General features: G+C 48.3%; 14 protein-coding genes. 2 read left to right on the forward strand and 12 right to left on the reverse strand.

The window, feature by feature from the left end:
- From M3630_RS06590 to M3630_RS06645, 12 genes are all read right to left on the reverse strand, one after another.
- Positions 1-867, reverse strand: coding sequence for a branched-chain amino acid ABC transporter permease (locus M3630_RS06590; RefSeq protein ID WP_173608613.1), 867 nt, complete (start codon positions 865-867; stop codon positions 1-3).
- A 148-nt stretch (positions 868-1,015) separates the two neighbouring features.
- The gene (locus tag M3630_RS06595) at positions 1,016-2,197 is read right to left on the reverse strand and encodes an ABC transporter substrate-binding protein (protein ID WP_251251615.1); all 1,182 of its coding nucleotides are present in this window, start codon (positions 2,195-2,197) and stop codon (positions 1,016-1,018) included.
- A 183-nt stretch (positions 2,198-2,380) separates the two neighbouring features.
- Positions 2,381-2,698, reverse strand: coding sequence for a thioredoxin (gene trxA / locus M3630_RS06600; RefSeq protein WP_007722428.1), 318 nt, complete (start codon positions 2,696-2,698; stop codon positions 2,381-2,383).
- Positions 2,699-2,838: 140 nt separating this feature from the next.
- Entirely contained in the window at positions 2,839-3,231 is a 393-nt protein-coding gene (locus M3630_RS06605) for a hypothetical protein (RefSeq protein WP_251251673.1), read from the reverse strand.
- Positions 3,232-3,339: 108 nt separating this feature from the next.
- Positions 3,340-4,299 (reverse strand): electron transfer flavoprotein subunit alpha/FixB family protein, encoded by a 960-nt coding sequence (locus tag M3630_RS06610; RefSeq protein ID WP_251251616.1) that lies wholly within the window; start codon positions 4,297-4,299, stop codon positions 3,340-3,342.
- Between the two features lie 20 nt (positions 4,300-4,319).
- Positions 4,320-5,087 carry an electron transfer flavoprotein subunit beta/FixA family protein gene (locus M3630_RS06615; protein WP_088906589.1) on the reverse strand — a complete coding sequence of 256 codons (768 nt, stop codon included), beginning with the start codon at positions 5,085-5,087 and terminating at the stop codon, positions 4,320-4,322.
- A gap of 52 nt (positions 5,088-5,139) precedes the next feature.
- Complete coding sequence (locus M3630_RS06620) at positions 5,140-5,913, reverse strand: enoyl-CoA hydratase (protein WP_173608617.1); 774 nt, start codon at positions 5,911-5,913, stop codon at positions 5,140-5,142.
- A 118-nt stretch (positions 5,914-6,031) separates the two neighbouring features.
- Positions 6,032-6,622: a fatty acid metabolism transcriptional regulator FadR gene (locus M3630_RS06625; protein WP_047071034.1), complete on the reverse strand. Its 591-nt coding sequence runs from the start codon at positions 6,620-6,622 to the stop codon at positions 6,032-6,034.
- A gap of 153 nt (positions 6,623-6,775) precedes the next feature.
- Positions 6,776-8,476, reverse strand: a complete 1,701-nt coding sequence (locus tag M3630_RS06630) for a long-chain-fatty-acid--CoA ligase (RefSeq protein ID WP_251251617.1) — start codon at positions 8,474-8,476, stop codon at positions 6,776-6,778.
- Between the two features lie 206 nt (positions 8,477-8,682).
- Positions 8,683-9,672: an LCP family protein gene (locus M3630_RS06635; protein ID WP_251251618.1), complete on the reverse strand. Its 990-nt coding sequence runs from the start codon at positions 9,670-9,672 to the stop codon at positions 8,683-8,685.
- Positions 9,673-9,725: 53 nt separating this feature from the next.
- The gene (locus M3630_RS06640) at positions 9,726-10,901 is read right to left on the reverse strand and encodes an acetyl-CoA C-acetyltransferase (RefSeq protein ID WP_251251619.1); all 1,176 of its coding nucleotides are present in this window, start codon (positions 10,899-10,901) and stop codon (positions 9,726-9,728) included.
- Between the two features lie 64 nt (positions 10,902-10,965).
- On the reverse strand, positions 10,966-11,889 hold the full coding sequence (locus tag M3630_RS06645; RefSeq protein ID WP_173608621.1) for a 50S ribosomal protein L11 methyltransferase: 924 nt from the start codon (positions 11,887-11,889) through the stop codon (positions 10,966-10,968).
- Between the two features lie 430 nt (positions 11,890-12,319).
- Between M3630_RS06645 and csaB the strand changes: the two genes are divergently transcribed.
- Positions 12,320-13,417: a polysaccharide pyruvyl transferase CsaB gene (gene csaB / locus M3630_RS06650; RefSeq protein WP_251251620.1), complete on the forward strand. Its 1,098-nt coding sequence runs from the start codon at positions 12,320-12,322 to the stop codon at positions 13,415-13,417.
- 24 nt (positions 13,418-13,441) lie between these two features.
- On the forward strand, positions 13,442-14,293 hold the full coding sequence (locus M3630_RS06655; protein WP_173608622.1) for a class I SAM-dependent methyltransferase: 852 nt from the start codon (positions 13,442-13,444) through the stop codon (positions 14,291-14,293).
- Positions 14,294-14,314: the final 21 nt, after the last annotated feature.

Below are 14,314 nucleotides of genomic sequence, written 5' to 3' on the forward strand. Positions count from 1 at the left end.
TTACGCTTTGCGTCCAAATAGTCCTTCCGGCTTCAAGAGCAAAATGAGAATGATCAAGCCAAAAGCAACCGCATCCCGATACGACGAGTCACCGTACGCGACAGTAAACACCTCGATAATTCCGAGCAATACGCCGCACACCATAGCTCCAGGAATGCTGCCTACTCCGCCTAAAATCAAAACGGCCAAACCTTTGAAGCCAAGCGTCATCCCCATCGTCGGAATGAGAGCGGAATACGCCATCCCGATCAATATGCCGGCGACACCTCCCAGTGCCGAGGCAAGCATGACGGTCACGACAATGACCATATTTGTGTTAATCCCCAAAATATTTGCGGTATCCGTATTTTCAGCCGTCGCGCGAATCGCTTTTCCCATTTTCGTTTTTTGAATCCAAAAATGCAGGACGAACATCAGCAACACAGAAATCCCCAAAATAACGAGATCAACACTGCGAATTTGAATGATGCCCAGATCAAAAGTGGTATCCCCGAAGGATTGTGGAAACGCACGGGAGTCAGCACCGAAAAACTTGTGCATGGCTTCCTCCATCAAAATGGCAAATCCGATCGTACTGATCAAGGATGCCAGATGAGGTACATTTTTCTTGCGAAGGGGGCGAAGCGCTGTATACTCCAGTACAAGACCCAAGATCGCCGATATGACGACTGCCACGATCAGCGCTACCCCTAAAGGCATATTAAGGCTGGTCATCAATACCAAGCCAACTAGTGATCCAAAAATAAAAATTTGGCCGTGTGCCATATTAATGATTCCCAAGACACCAAAAATGAGCGTATATCCCAATGCGATCAATGAATAAGTGCTACCAACTGTCAAACCATTGACTAATTGCTGCCAAAACAAATGCCTCACCTCACTGTTAAGTCGTTACCATCCCACGATGATTGAGTTATTCTCGCTGGATCAGCAAGCGAAGAACATGATCTGGTACTTTCTGATCCAGCGAGATAACCGATAGAAAAAGAAGCCCGGAGCGACCCCGGGCTCGATCCTATTCAAACGGGACGAATTTGCCTTCTTTTGCGACAACGACAACCGCATCACCAATCGGATTGCGTTTCTCGTCAAAGGACAGTTTGCCGGATACACCTGTGAAGTCTTTCAGCTGAGCCAATTGGCCGCGCAACTCTTCGCGATCTGCTTTTCCTGCGGCAAGCAGTGACTGCGACATAATGTATAGCGAGTCGTACGCTTGAGCTGCGAACTGATCAGGCTTTTTGTTATATTTGGCTTCGAATGCTTTTACAAAGGCTTGTACTTTATCATCTTTCTTTTCAGGACTGAATGGAGTCGCAACGATCAAGCCCTCAGCAGCTGAACCTGCAATTTCAAAAACTTTCGGATTATTAAAACCATTCCCACCAAGAATTGTCCCTGTAAAGCCTAATTCGCGTGCTTTTTTCACAACCATGGAGCCTTCTTTGTACAAGGCGGACACAAGCAAAGCATCTGGGTTTGTTTGCTTCAGCTTGGTCAATTGTGCCGAAAAGTCTACGTCGCCATTTGCAAAAGTCGCTTCACCGGTAATCTCCAAGCCCAGCTTTTCAGCGGTTGCTTTCATGACCTTGTAGCCATTCACGGAGAAGTCATCGTTGGATGCATGGATGAGTGCTACTTTTTTCAAGCCATTTTTCTCCACGGCTGCTTTCATAGCTGTCGGGATTGCAATGGACTCAGGCAATGAATTGCGGAAGACGTACTCCCCGATATCATTGATTCCTTCTGACGTGTTGGAGATACCAAAAATCGGAGTCTCCGCCTCGTTTGCTACTGGTCCTGCAGCAAACATTTCCCCGGAAAGTGTCGGTCCGATAATCGCCACGACATTATCCTGATTAATCAGTTTATTTACCGCATTAATCGCGCCTTCTTTTTCTCCGGCGGAGTCTTCAAACTTCAGTTCAATCTTGAGCTTACCTTTGTTCGCTTCATTCAGCTCGCCCAACGCCAGCTCCAATCCTGCTTTTTGCGCTTCTCCATAAGCTGCACCAGATCCTGAAAGGAAACCAACGACGCCAATTTTCGCTTGAATCTCTTGTCCGTAGGCGGCTTGTCCAGAGCCACTTTCTCCTGCCGCAGGAGCAGTTGTATTTCCTCCGCTCGAACATCCGACCATCAATACTGCCCCTAGCGAGATTGCCGCCAGCGAGCGCATCAAATGAAATCCCTTCATTAGAAAAGCCCCCTCTATTCTCGAAATAAATTGAATATATGAAGTTTAATCAAAGTATTCTAAAAACGCAATTATTTTCGCTCAAGTAAACTTAATTTTTTGACAAACGATCGTTCAGAATTCCGTTTTCAAACATAAGAAAAAGCGGCACATGACTATGCCGCTTCATTCGTTGCTTTACTCTTACAGATGTTTCCCTACAGTTGCCATGAGCGCTTCTTTTGGTTGGAAGCCAATCACTTTGTCAACTGGTTGACCGTCTTTGAATACGATCAGGGTTGGGATGGACATTACGCCAAAACGACCAGCAGAATCTGGGTTGTCATCCACGTTTACTTTGACGATTTTGAGCTGGGAGCCCACTTCACCGTCGATTTGCTCCAGTACAGGAGCGATCATTTTGCAAGGGCCGCACCATGGAGCCCAGAAGTCAACCAGGACTGTACCGCCTTGCTCTACTTCCTGGGAAAAGTTTTGGTCGGTAGCATTTACAATTGCCATAGAAGTTACCTCCTTGAATTTCAATTACTAAATAAAGGTTCCTAACGGTTATCAGTATATCATTCAAACACCAAATTGACTACGCCGCTCCACACTTTGCCCTGCACTTCTCGTTATAGTCTGTCCAGTCTGACCGCACCTTATTGCCCGACTTGTTTGAGCCGGTTAATCTCCCGTTCGTGGTCACTAACTTTCCGATGCAGCAGATCAAGGTCTGCATCGATATGTTTATTTTGGCGTTCCAATCTGTCTAATCGGCGCGTAGCGTCATCGCGGAATTCGTACATTTCATCTCGAAACGCGTACATCTCATCTCGAAATGCGTACATCTCTTCTCGAAATGCGTACATCTCTTCTCGAAATGCGTACATCTCTTCTCGAAACGCGTACATCTCTTCTCGAAACGCGTACATCTCATCCCGAAAATCATACATCTCTTTCTTAAAGTCACGCACATCCTGCTGTACCTCTTTTACAAGCCGATTATTCTCAGCAACCATGTGAATGAGTTGTTGCAAAAGCTCCTCGCTCATTCCGATCACCTTCCTTATCCCCTATTATACCAAGCAAGGAAAGCATAAAGTAAGAGCCAAGGACAAAAAAAGCGCCCCCAAAAGGAGCGCCTAGTCATCATCTTTCTGTTAAACCAATACATTTTTAAACTCTGCCGTCAGCAATGGCAGCACTTCGAACAAGTCACCTACGATACCGTAATCAGCCACTTGGAAGATTGGCGCTTCCGGATCTTTGTTGATGGCAACAATGACCTTCGAGCTGGACATACCAGCCAAGTGCTGAATCGCTCCCGAAATCCCGCAAGCGATATACAAATCAGGTGTAACCACCTTACCTGTCTGTCCGATCTGCATGGAGTAGTCGCAATAGTCTGCGTCGCAAGCGCCACGAGAAGCACCAACAGCTGCACCGAGCACTTCCGCCAAATCGTACAACGGCTGGAAGCCATCTGCACTTTTCACGCCACGCCCACCGGAGATCACGACTTTTGCTTCGGAAAGGTCTACTTTGCCGCTTGTTTTTCTTACCACATCTTTTACAATCGTCCGCAAATCCTTGATTTCCAGTTCAACTGGTACCACCACTGCCGTTTTCGAAGGGTCAGCAGCGCCGATGGCAATGTTGTTTGGACGAATCGTAATAAAGGTTGTTCCATCAACGAATTTGCGTGTTTGCGTCGCTTTTCCTGCATAGATCGGGCGAACAAATACTGGTCCCGCTTCTACACTTGTTACGTCCGAAATCAGACCGTAGCCAAGTCTCGCTGCTACGCGAGGTGCGATATCACGACCGATCGCCGTGTGACCCAAAACCACTGCATCTGGAGAAGCCAGCTCAATCAACTGAGTGAGTGCCTGCACATACGCATCTGGCGTGTATTGCGCCAGCGCTGTATGATCAGCCGTATATACCGTGCTCGCACCATGCTGACCCAATGTCACTGCATGCGCTGCTGAATCTGCTCCGAATACACCTGCTACAATTTCGCCGCCCTCAGCCAATGCTTGTGCTGCAGTCAATGCTTCCAGCGACACGTTGCGAAGTTGTCCGTCACGTACTTCTGCCAATACAAGTACTTTTTTCATGGATATCCTCTCCCTCTCGCTTAGATCACTTTCGCTTCATTGCGCAACAGTTGCACCAATTCCGACGTTTGAGCTGCCAATTCGCCAGAGAGAATGCGGCCCGCCTGCTTTTTCGGAGGCAATGTCTGATCGACGATTTCTGTCTTTGCTTTTACCTCATCCGCAGTAATTCCCAAATCGTCAGCGCCGAGTCTATCCAAAGGTTTTTTCTTCGCTTTCATGATACCTGGGAGAGAAGGATAGCGCGGCTCGTTGAGTCCTTGCTGAGCCGTAATCAAAACAGGAAGGCTCGTCTCCACGACTTCCAGGTCCCCTTCTACATCGCGCTCTACGCGTACATTCGTCCCGTCCACCTCTAGCTTCACAGCAGTCGATACATGGTTGATTCCCAGTTCTTCTGCCAGACGAGGACCGCCTTGGCCAGCCCCGGAGTCTACAGCCATTTGTCCACCAATGATGATATCGAAGCCAACCTTTTTCGCTACTGCCGCCAATACTTTGGCGATGGTGAATTCGTCTCCAAACAGAGACTCGTCATCCACCAGAACAGCCTTGTCTGCGCCCATTGCCAAAGCAGTGCGCAGGGCACTTTCAGCACGGTCTGGTCCGACGCTGATCACGGTTACTTCGCCGCCGTGCTCTTCCTTGAGCTTGATTGCCTCTTCTACAGCGTACTCATCGTAGGGATTAATGATGAATTCAACGCCATCTTCGGAAATTTGTCCGTTTTGGATGACGATTTTTTCTTCTGTGTCAAACGTCTGTTTCAACACAACCACGATATTCATCAGGATGCCTCCTCCTTAGTGGTACCTCATACTTGTGAAGCTATATGCTTAACTACCGATCTGCGAATTGCGGCTTGCGCTTTTCGAGAAATGCAGTCACGCCTTCTTTTACGTCCTCCGTCGCGAAAGCATCACCAAAGAGCTTTGCTTCTTGCTCCAAGCCTTGTGACAGCGACAGCTCCGTTGTGTTATGGATGGACGCTAGGGCAAACTTCAGGGTAATCGCGCTCTTACTTGCGAAAACAGCCGCCAGCTTTTGTGCTTCTGCGAGCAACTGCTCTACGGGATAAACCGCTTCCACAAGACCGATACGCAATGCTTCCTCGCCACCGATCATCTCTGATGTGAGAATCATCTGTGTCGCTTTGCCTCGACCAACCAGACGCGGTAGACGTTGCGTCCCCCCGTACCCTGGAATGAGTCCGAGATTCAACTCTGGCAGCCCGAGCTTGGCTTCAGGTGCTGCCAAGCGGATATGGCACGCCAACGCAAGCTCCAGTCCTCCACCAAGGCAAGCGCCGTTAATTGCTGCAATGATTGGCTTCGGGAACGTTTCCATGCGATTAAACAATGCTTGACCCTTCTTCGCCATTTCTTCTGCATTATCCCGATTCAGTTGGGTAAATTCTTTGATGTCCGCTCCTGCAATGAAAAACCGACCTTCACCAGTCAAAACGATTGCTTTGATTTCATCGTTATTTTCCCACTGGTCCAAAAGTTCACTCAATTGACCGAGCACTGCTTGACTGAGTGCGTTAGCAGGCGGGTTGCTGATCGTAACCGTAGCAACGCGATCAACGATTTCTACATTCCAATGCGACGCCATTCCTCTCCCCCCAAACTCTCCCCATATATAAAAAACAGCTACTATTCATTCCGAGCGATCGCTCAGTCTTACTGTTTCCATTGTAACAAACGTTTTCATGCAAAAAAAGCTTTTCTTTTCATTCTTTTCCCTTCATACCAAGCAGGAAGAGGTTATGAATGGAATCAACATAAGAGACAAGGTCGTACTTGCACTGTTTCATCACCCAAGATGTTGTCACTTCGTCCAGCGTTCCAAAAATCATTTTGCGCGTAATCCGCACCTCGAGATCAGATCGGAATACGCCCTGCTCCATACCCTCTACGATCACTTCGTCAATGAGGTTAAAATACTGCTTCATCACGTTGCCGATTCCTTCACTAATGACCGGACTGGATTGGCGTAGCTCGATTTGCGTCACTTTTGCCAGATCATGGTCATTCGATAGCTGGCTCAAGTGTGCATGAATGAGTACATACAGCTTTTGCTCAATGGTCGTCGCTTCCGAAATGCGTTTGCGGTTTGTCTCCACAAACTGGCCCATCTTTTCGTTAAACAGTGAAATCAAAATATCATCCTTGTTTTCAAAATAGAGGTATATGGTGCCGTCTGCTACCTTCGCCTCTTTCGCAATTTTCGATACCTGGGCACTGTAATAGCCCTGTCTGGCGATTACTCGAACAGCAGCATCAATAATGGCTTGATACTTTTCCCCCGTTTTCTTTGCCATAACTACCTCCATGTTTACTAACATTGATGACGAAATGAATGATCACTCATTCATAATTAGTGTAATACAGGGCCACTCCTCTGTCAATCGCAAGAGGCCAGCAAAAAAGGCCGCTTTCCGCCTGGGATCGCAAGCCTCAAAACATCAGCTACACTAGCTCGTTTTGATTTCTTCTTGGGCTTCCCTTTTCTTCTTGTCTTCTTCTTGTAATTGGCGACGCAATACTTTTCCGACCATGGTTTTGGGCAAATCTGTACGAATCTCGTATTGTCTCGGAATCTTATAGGCGGCGAGTCTCTGTCTGCAATGCGATTCCAGATCCTCTTCACTCGCGAGTTGTCCATCCTTGAAAACGACGAATGCTTTCACTGTTTCGCCCCGGTACGGGTCTGGAACACCGATGACTGCTGCCTCCTGGATGGCAGGATGCTCAAACAGCACTTCTTCTACTTCGCGCGGATAAATATTAAAGCCGCCAGCGATAATCATGTCTTTTTTGCGATCTACGATATAGAAATAGCCGTTTTCGTCCATATAGCCCATATCTCCCGTCAAAAACCAGCCATCCCTTAATACGGCAGCAGTATCCTCTGGGCGATTCCAGTAGCCGAGCATGACTTGGGGTCCTTTTACGGCCAACTCCCCGACCTCGCCTTGGGGCATCTCTTCTCCTGTTGCTGGGTCCACAATTCGGCAATCCGTATCTGGCCACGGCATTCCGATGCTTCCCGTAATGCCTTTTTCCCAAATGGGATTGGAATGAGTTACGGGAGAAGCCTCTGTCATCCCATACCCCTCGACCAGCTTGCCACCCGTCAACTCCTCAAATTTGAGCTTCACTTCGACCGGCAACGGAGCTGATCCACTGACACATGCTTCGATGGAAGACAGATCATGCTTTTTCAAGTCTGGGTGGTTGATGAGACCGATATACATGGTGGGTGCCCCTGGGAAAAGAGTGGGCTTGCGCTTGTCTATCATTTCAAATATTTGCTTCACGTCGAATTTGGGAACGAGAATAATTTCTGCTGCGATACAAATGCCTTTGTTCATCACGGTAGTCATCCCATACACGTGGAACAGCGGGAGCACACACAGAATCCGTTCCTTTCCCTTTTTCAGCTTGTAAAGGACCGCTTGGCACTGGACTGCATTCGCAATGAGATTGGCGTGCGTCAACATGACGCCTTTGGCAACACCTGTTGTCCCCCCTGTATACTGGAGGAGCGCGATGTCCTGGGTCGGATCGACTGGTACTTCAGCAGGCTTGGTAGCGCTTTCTTTTAACACGGAAAGAAAAGGCTCAATATCTGCGCTATATGTAACCTGCGGATTTTGTCCTTGTTTCTTCTGTACGAACGGGTATAGCCATTTTTTCAATAAGGGAAGGAAATCGCCAATGCTTGTGATGATGATTCGTTGAAGTGAGGTAGATGCACGGACTTGGGTAACACGTTTGTACAACAAATCCAGTGTGATGATGGTCTCGGCGCCTGAATCGTTCATTTGGTGAATCAATTCTCGCTCGGTATACAGCGGGTTGGTCATGACCACGATAGCACCTGCAAAAAGCGCCCCGTAGTAACTGATGACGGCTTGTGGAGTATTTGGCAGCATAATCGCCACGCGGTCCCCTTTCTTTACACCGCGTTTGATCAATGCATTGGCAAATTGGTATGACAACTGCAAAAGCTCTCGATACGTAATGCTTTTTCCCATGAAATAGATCGCGTTACTGTCTGGATACATAGCTGCAGACTGCTCCAGAAAATGCGTCAAAGGAACACGGGGGTAATCCAATGACGGCGCAGTTTCGGGCGGGTAATTGGCAATCCAAGGCTTGGCATTTGACATGGTCATTCCCTCCATCCCTTAAATGGCCTTGCCTCTCCCTATGATCTACATTCATAATCTCTTCCTAATGACTATTGTATTCGAAACATATTCAATTTTCCAATTAAAATCATGTGCTTTCTATCGGGACAAGAGCATTCGACAAAAAAGGACACGTCCATGATGAAAGCCGTGTCCTTTGCTCTTGCTCTTATGGTCTTTGTTTCTTACGGCGTAACTTCCTTGATGATTTGCTGGCGTGCTCTTTCCCGTTCAGTTGTGGGGACGAGATGATACCAGCCAACGATTCCATTATGCCAAATGCGCTCATCCTGCCCGACCAGTGTATCCGCTTGAATGGAGTTCGGAGTGCCATCGCCATAAGACAATAATAAAGAGGCGATTTCCTGCTCAGTAAGGTCCGTTTTCACATGCTGACCCAGTATTTCCATGAGTGAAAATGCCTTGGTATACACTTGAAGCGAGGTGCCTTTAGAAGCCAACGCTTTGAGAATCTCCTGCTGTCGGCCAATCCGCATGTAATCACTGTCTTCCTTGCCTAGATCACTTTTGCGATAGCGGGCGTAATCCAATGCCTGTTTACCTGATAAAGTCTGCAGCCCTGGCTGAATGTCGATGTACGTGTCGTCGCTCGGATCACTGTACTTCATACGTTTCTTCACATCGACAGTGACACCGCCCAGCTCGTCTACAATTTGACGGAAGCCATCGAAATCTACGGAGATATACCGATCAATTTTTATTTGCAAAAATTTTTCCAACGACTCTTTCACCATCTTCGGACCACCAAAAGCCATCGCATGGTTCACTTTGTCATATCCTTTTCCCGGGAGCTCCATGTAGCTGTCACGCGGAATCGCCAAAAGATAGACGGATTGCTTCCCGGGATGAATCGCCGCAAGCATCATTGTATCTGAGCGTGCACTTTCCCCGTCTCGGCTATCCACGCCGAGAAGCAGGGCGACGAAAGGCTTTAATGGCTCTGTTCCTGTCAAAAGATTACGAGGAGGAAGGGACGCAGTTGCCTGCTTTGCGCTTCCTTTGACTCCATCAATCGGAGCATACCACTGATTTGTCATTTGCTTGTATTGATAGGCACTGTAGGCAACCAGCAACAACGCCCCGATTGCCAAACAGGATAAGGTATGAAACGCAATCTGTTTTCCATGTCGTTTGAAAAATAACCATATAAACATGACAAAGCCTCCCCCTTTGCTTCCATTTTTAACAGGGGAGACTTCGTTTAAACCTATGTGCGTTCGACAACCATCGCCATACCCATACCGCCGCCAACACAAAGGGCAGCCAAGCCTCGTTTCAGCTGTCGTCGCTTCATTTCATGCAGCAAGGTTACGACAATTCGGCAGCCGGTAGAACCGACAGGGTGACCCAGCGCGATTCCGCTTCCGTTCACATTCGTTATTTCCCGCGGCAGCTCCAGCAGTTTTTCCACGGCGAGGTATTGCGCGGCAAAGGCTTCGTTTACTTCGATCAGTTCGATATCCGCGAGCGTCAAACCGGCTTTTGCCAATGCACGCTTTACTGCTGGAACGGGTCCATATCCCATCAAATCAGGCTCTACCCCCGCTACCGCCCACGAGACAATTTTGCCGAGTGGTTCGATCCCGAGCTCTCTCGCTTTTCCTTCTTTCATCAAAACGGCTGCGGACGCCCCATCGTTGAGCCCGGAGGCATTGCCTGGCGTCACTGTACCATTGTCCCGGAAACTGGGTCTAAGTTTCGCGAGACTTTCCAGAGTCACTCCCCGGCGAGGGAATTCGTCTTCCGTAACCATAATTTCTTCGGTCCGTTTTTTAATAGAAACCCCTATGATTTCCTCCGCAAACAAACCGCTGTCTATGGCGCGGATCGCGTTTTGCTGACTGAGCAAGGCAATTTCATCCGACTCCTCACGCGTGATCCCATAACGATCGACCAGCCGTTCTGCCGTTTCGCCCATCAGGATTTGATGGTGGGGATCTGTCAACAACTCCCACATCGCATCGGTCATTTCCCCATGTGTCAATCGTTTGCCCCAGCGCGCATTTTTCAGGACATACGGGGCGTTGCTCATGCTCTCTACGCCGCCTGCCAAAACGATTTCACTGTCGCCTAAAAGAATTTGGGAAGCGCCGCTCACAATCGCTTGCATGCCGGACGCGCATTGACGTTGAATCGTGAAGCCCGTCACTTCTTTTCCCAATCCTGCGTCTAATGCTGCCACTCGCGCTATGTTTGGCTCGTCTGTGCGCTGAATGCAATTGCCTAAAATGACTTCATTGATCTGAGAAGCTTCCAGGCCAGATCGATCCATGACACCACGAATGACGGTTTCTGCCAGCTTGCGAGCGCTTACATCTCTCAGGACGCCACCAAACGTACCAATAGGCGTACGTCCGGCAGCAGCAATGACAACCTGCTCCATTTGTTTTCCCCTCCATTGAGTAACCTTTTTCTTTATTGTCTCACACGGAAGTTACAGGGCGGTTCTAAACGATGTTTTTCAATACAACGGTGACCCATTCGTCATGCTGGCTTTCTTTCTCCACCTGGAAGCCTGCCTGTTCAAATGTAGCAATGACAGCTTCCCGATTCCATTCGACAATTCCCGAGAGAATCAACGTTCCTCCTGGTGCCATTCGCTCCGTAATCATCGGAAGCATCGCGACATTTTCATCGCCACCGATATTGACCAGAATGACATCTGCTTGGTCAGGCAATTGAGACTTCACTGCGTCCTCGCTCGCATCCCCAATGACGACTTGTACAGCGTGGTCAGGAAGATGATTATTGGTCGCATTGACGAGAACCTGATACTCGCTTTGTGGATTAATGTCCACTGCCCATACAGGATGCTTCGCTCCATTCAAGGCGCAGTACAAAGAGAGAATTCCTGAGCCAGCTCCTACATCAATGACTTGCTTACCCTCCAGATCCATTTCTTGCAAAAACAAAAGAATGTCCTGCGTCGTTCCATGATAGCCCGTTCCGAAGGCTGCACCTGGATCGATCCATAGGATATGCCGAGCCGACTCCAGCGCTGCGGGGTCGGTCCACGTTGGTGCCACCCACCAGTCGCCTATTTTGACTTCACGGAACTCCTCTTTCCACGAATCATTTTCCTCCGCTACGAGTTCTACTTCTTTTATAGTGACTTGTCCATTCCACCGCTGAATGTAGGTCTTCAGGCGGGATACATGCTCCTCTTCACGATCGTGCTGGGGTTCAAACAGATAACCAACAAGTGGACCTTCCGTATTTTCTGCGTAATCATATCCGTTTTCCGTTGTCAGTACTTCGATTTGCGGTTCGATCCAGCCAAGTGTGTAGGAGCTGGTCAATACCTCTGCCACAAACAAATCCTCAATCTCTGATTCCACTAGTAATGTGTATTTGAGCCACATGCTTTCCATGATGAAAAATGCTCCTTCCCTTTTGCTGTCATTCGCCCCTATTCTTGCGGACATCTATTCACTCATCTGTGGATGGCAAGGATGATAGAGAACATGGTATGATAGTAGAATGGACTATCACCACCACAGGGAGGCTTACCATGTTTGACGAATTTTTTTACCGTCGCCGCAAAAACAAGGGACTTTTCATCGTCATGATTGCCCTCATCGTTCTTGGCATCGGCATGTTCGGTATGGGTTTCCTCTATATGTTCTCGTAAGTCGGAACAACATCATTATACCCTACGAACCTCGCTGCACCCACTGTATCTGTCCAAACAATTGGGGCGTGAAGTTTTCTACTGTGGTTGCTTTACTTCCCCTTGTTTACTCGATTATACTTGAGAATGTATTTTTCCTGTACGTTTGATATAGAAAGAAGGTTCACTCCATGTCGCGAATTCTCATCTCCGGGTACTACGGCTTTAATAATGCCGGAGACGATGTGGTCCTGTACGGCATCATCAGCTCTCTTAAGCGGGAACAACCAAATATCTCTCTCGCCGTCTTGTCCAATCAGCCTGATCGGACTGCGGAACTGTTCGGGATTGAAGCCTATAACCGCTGGAGCTTTGGAACCATCGTCCGCGAGCTTTCGCGAAGTGACATGCTGGTGATGGGCGGCGGTACACTGATGCAGGATGTAACCAGTCCGCGCAGTGTCCTCTACTATTTGGGCATCGTCACCATTGCCAAGCTTTTAGGTAAACCCGTGGTCTTTTACGCGCAAGGGTTTGGACCCATCCTCAAATCGCTCAGTCGCACGATGATTAAACGCGTGGTGAATCACGTCAACATTATCACGGTTCGCGACTACGAATCAGGAGAGGACTTCAAAGCCTGCGGCGTAAAAAAAGCCCCTATCTATATAACAGCTGACCCTGCTCTGACGATATCCCCAGACGATATTGCAGATCAACGGGGAAAAGAGCTGCTCCATGGTATGTTTGATGATCCTTCCAAGCCTTTGGTCGCCATCTCAGTTCGGGACTGGAAGCAGGAACAACAATTCAAACAGAAGATAGCCCGGGCAGCAGATTGGTTTATCATGCGCGGATGGAATGTTCTCTTCCTCCCGATGCATGTCCCTAGTGATATGGCACCGTCCCGGGAAATCATGGACCAGATGAGCCAACCAGGAGCACGTCTTCTCGATGCACCTGTGACTTTTCATGACATCATGTCGGTACTGAAGCAATGCAACTACGTCGTAGGAATGCGGCTTCACTCTCTCATTCTTGCTTGCATGCTGCGAATTCCTTTTATCGGTATCTCCTACGATCCGAAAATCGATCGATTCGTTGAACGCGCTGGAATGCCCAATGCTGGTCATATTACTCAACTCGATGAAACTACACTTTTGACCTTGCTCGCTGAAAAACTGGACAACCTCGATCACGAAATTGATGTAGTAACGAAGCATTCCCATCTGTTAGCGATCGAAGCATCCAAAAGCAGTGAACTTGTTTTGCAGGCGCTGCGTAAATAAGGCTGACCTGGAAAGGAGGACATCATGTCCTTTTCTTCACAAGTGTTACTTCGTTTAAATCGATTATTTCCTCTCCCCGTTCACCCTTTCAACCTGGCAAACAACGGGGAAATGAGCTATACCGAATGGCAATTTCAAAAAGGGGATCAAACCATTCAGTTTTTCCTCCCCTTCCATTCACAGGAGCAAATGTTCCGTGACAAAACAGTTTTGGACATCGGCTGTGGCGGCGGGGGCAAAACCTGCTATTACGCCACCTATGGACCGAAAAAAATGATCGGCATCGATATCGTCCCCCACTACGCGGAGGAAGGAAATGCATTCGCAAAGAAAAAGGGACTGGATCATCTCGTCTCGTTCATGACTGGTGATGCCGCAAGAATGGACTTCCCGGACAACACGTTCGATACGATCATCATGAATGATGCGATGGAGCACGTTGGCGAACCGGAAAAGACGCTGGAGGAATGCTTTCGGGTCTTGAAGCCTGGCGGGCATCTCTACATCAATTTTCCGCCGTATTATCATCCATACGGTGCTCATTTGTCAGATGCGATCGGCATTCCTTGGGTCCATGCCCTCTTTTCGGAGCAGGCCTTGATTGACGCCTATAAAAAGCTAGTTAGCGACTTGCCAGACGGTTCTGACCGGATTGCATTTCGCTTCGACAAGCTCCCTGATGGCAGAGATACGATCTCGTACATCAATCGCATGACGATCAAACGGTTTCGAAAAATTCAACAAGGCGTGGTACAGCCTGCGGTTTACCAGCGAGAGATTCCGTTGCGCAATCAGTTGCAGGCCTTGGCGAAATTGCCTGCTACCCGTGAATTTTTCGTAAAAATGGTCGTATGTGTTTATCAAAAAGCGAAATAAGAAAGATCACATAAAACCCCT

The sequence above is a fragment of the Brevibacillus sp. MER 51 genome, assembly GCF_023714195.1.
Taxonomy (GTDB): domain Bacteria; phylum Bacillota; class Bacilli; order Brevibacillales; family Brevibacillaceae; genus Brevibacillus.

Coding starts and splice junctions, on each gene's coding strand:
- M3630_RS06595 (WP_251251615.1), bottom strand. CDS start 2,197: ATGAAGGGATTTCATTTGATGCGCTCGCTGGCGGCAATCTCGCTAGGG.
- trxA (WP_007722428.1), bottom strand. CDS start 2,698: ATGGCAATTGTAAATGCTACCGACCAAAACTTTTCCCAGGAAGTAGAG.
- M3630_RS06605 (WP_251251673.1), bottom strand. CDS start 3,231: ATGAGCGAGGAGCTTTTGCAACAACTCATTCACATGGTTGCTGAGAAT.
- M3630_RS06610 (WP_251251616.1), bottom strand. CDS start 4,299: ATGAAAAAAGTACTTGTATTGGCAGAAGTACGTGACGGACAACTTCGC.
- M3630_RS06615 (WP_088906589.1), bottom strand. CDS start 5,087: ATGAATATCGTGGTTGTGTTGAAACAGACGTTTGACACAGAAGAAAAA.
- M3630_RS06620 (WP_173608617.1), bottom strand. CDS start 5,913: ATGGCGTCGCATTGGAATGTAGAAATCGTTGATCGCGTTGCTACGGTT.
- M3630_RS06625 (WP_047071034.1), bottom strand. CDS start 6,622: ATGGCAAAGAAAACGGGGGAAAAGTATCAAGCCATTATTGATGCTGCT.
- M3630_RS06630 (WP_251251617.1), bottom strand. CDS start 8,476: ATGTCAAATGCCAAGCCTTGGATTGCCAATTACCCGCCCGAAACTGCG.
- M3630_RS06635 (WP_251251618.1), bottom strand. CDS start 9,672: ATGTTTATATGGTTATTTTTCAAACGACATGGAAAACAGATTGCGTTT.
- M3630_RS06640 (WP_251251619.1), bottom strand. CDS start 10,901: ATGGAGCAGGTTGTCATTGCTGCTGCCGGACGTACGCCTATTGGTACG.
- M3630_RS06645 (WP_173608621.1), bottom strand. CDS start 11,889: ATGGAAAGCATGTGGCTCAAATACACATTACTAGTGGAATCAGAGATT.
- csaB (WP_251251620.1), top strand. CDS start 12,320: ATGTCGCGAATTCTCATCTCCGGGTACTACGGCTTTAATAATGCCGGA.
- M3630_RS06655 (WP_173608622.1), top strand. CDS start 13,442: ATGTCCTTTTCTTCACAAGTGTTACTTCGTTTAAATCGATTATTTCCT.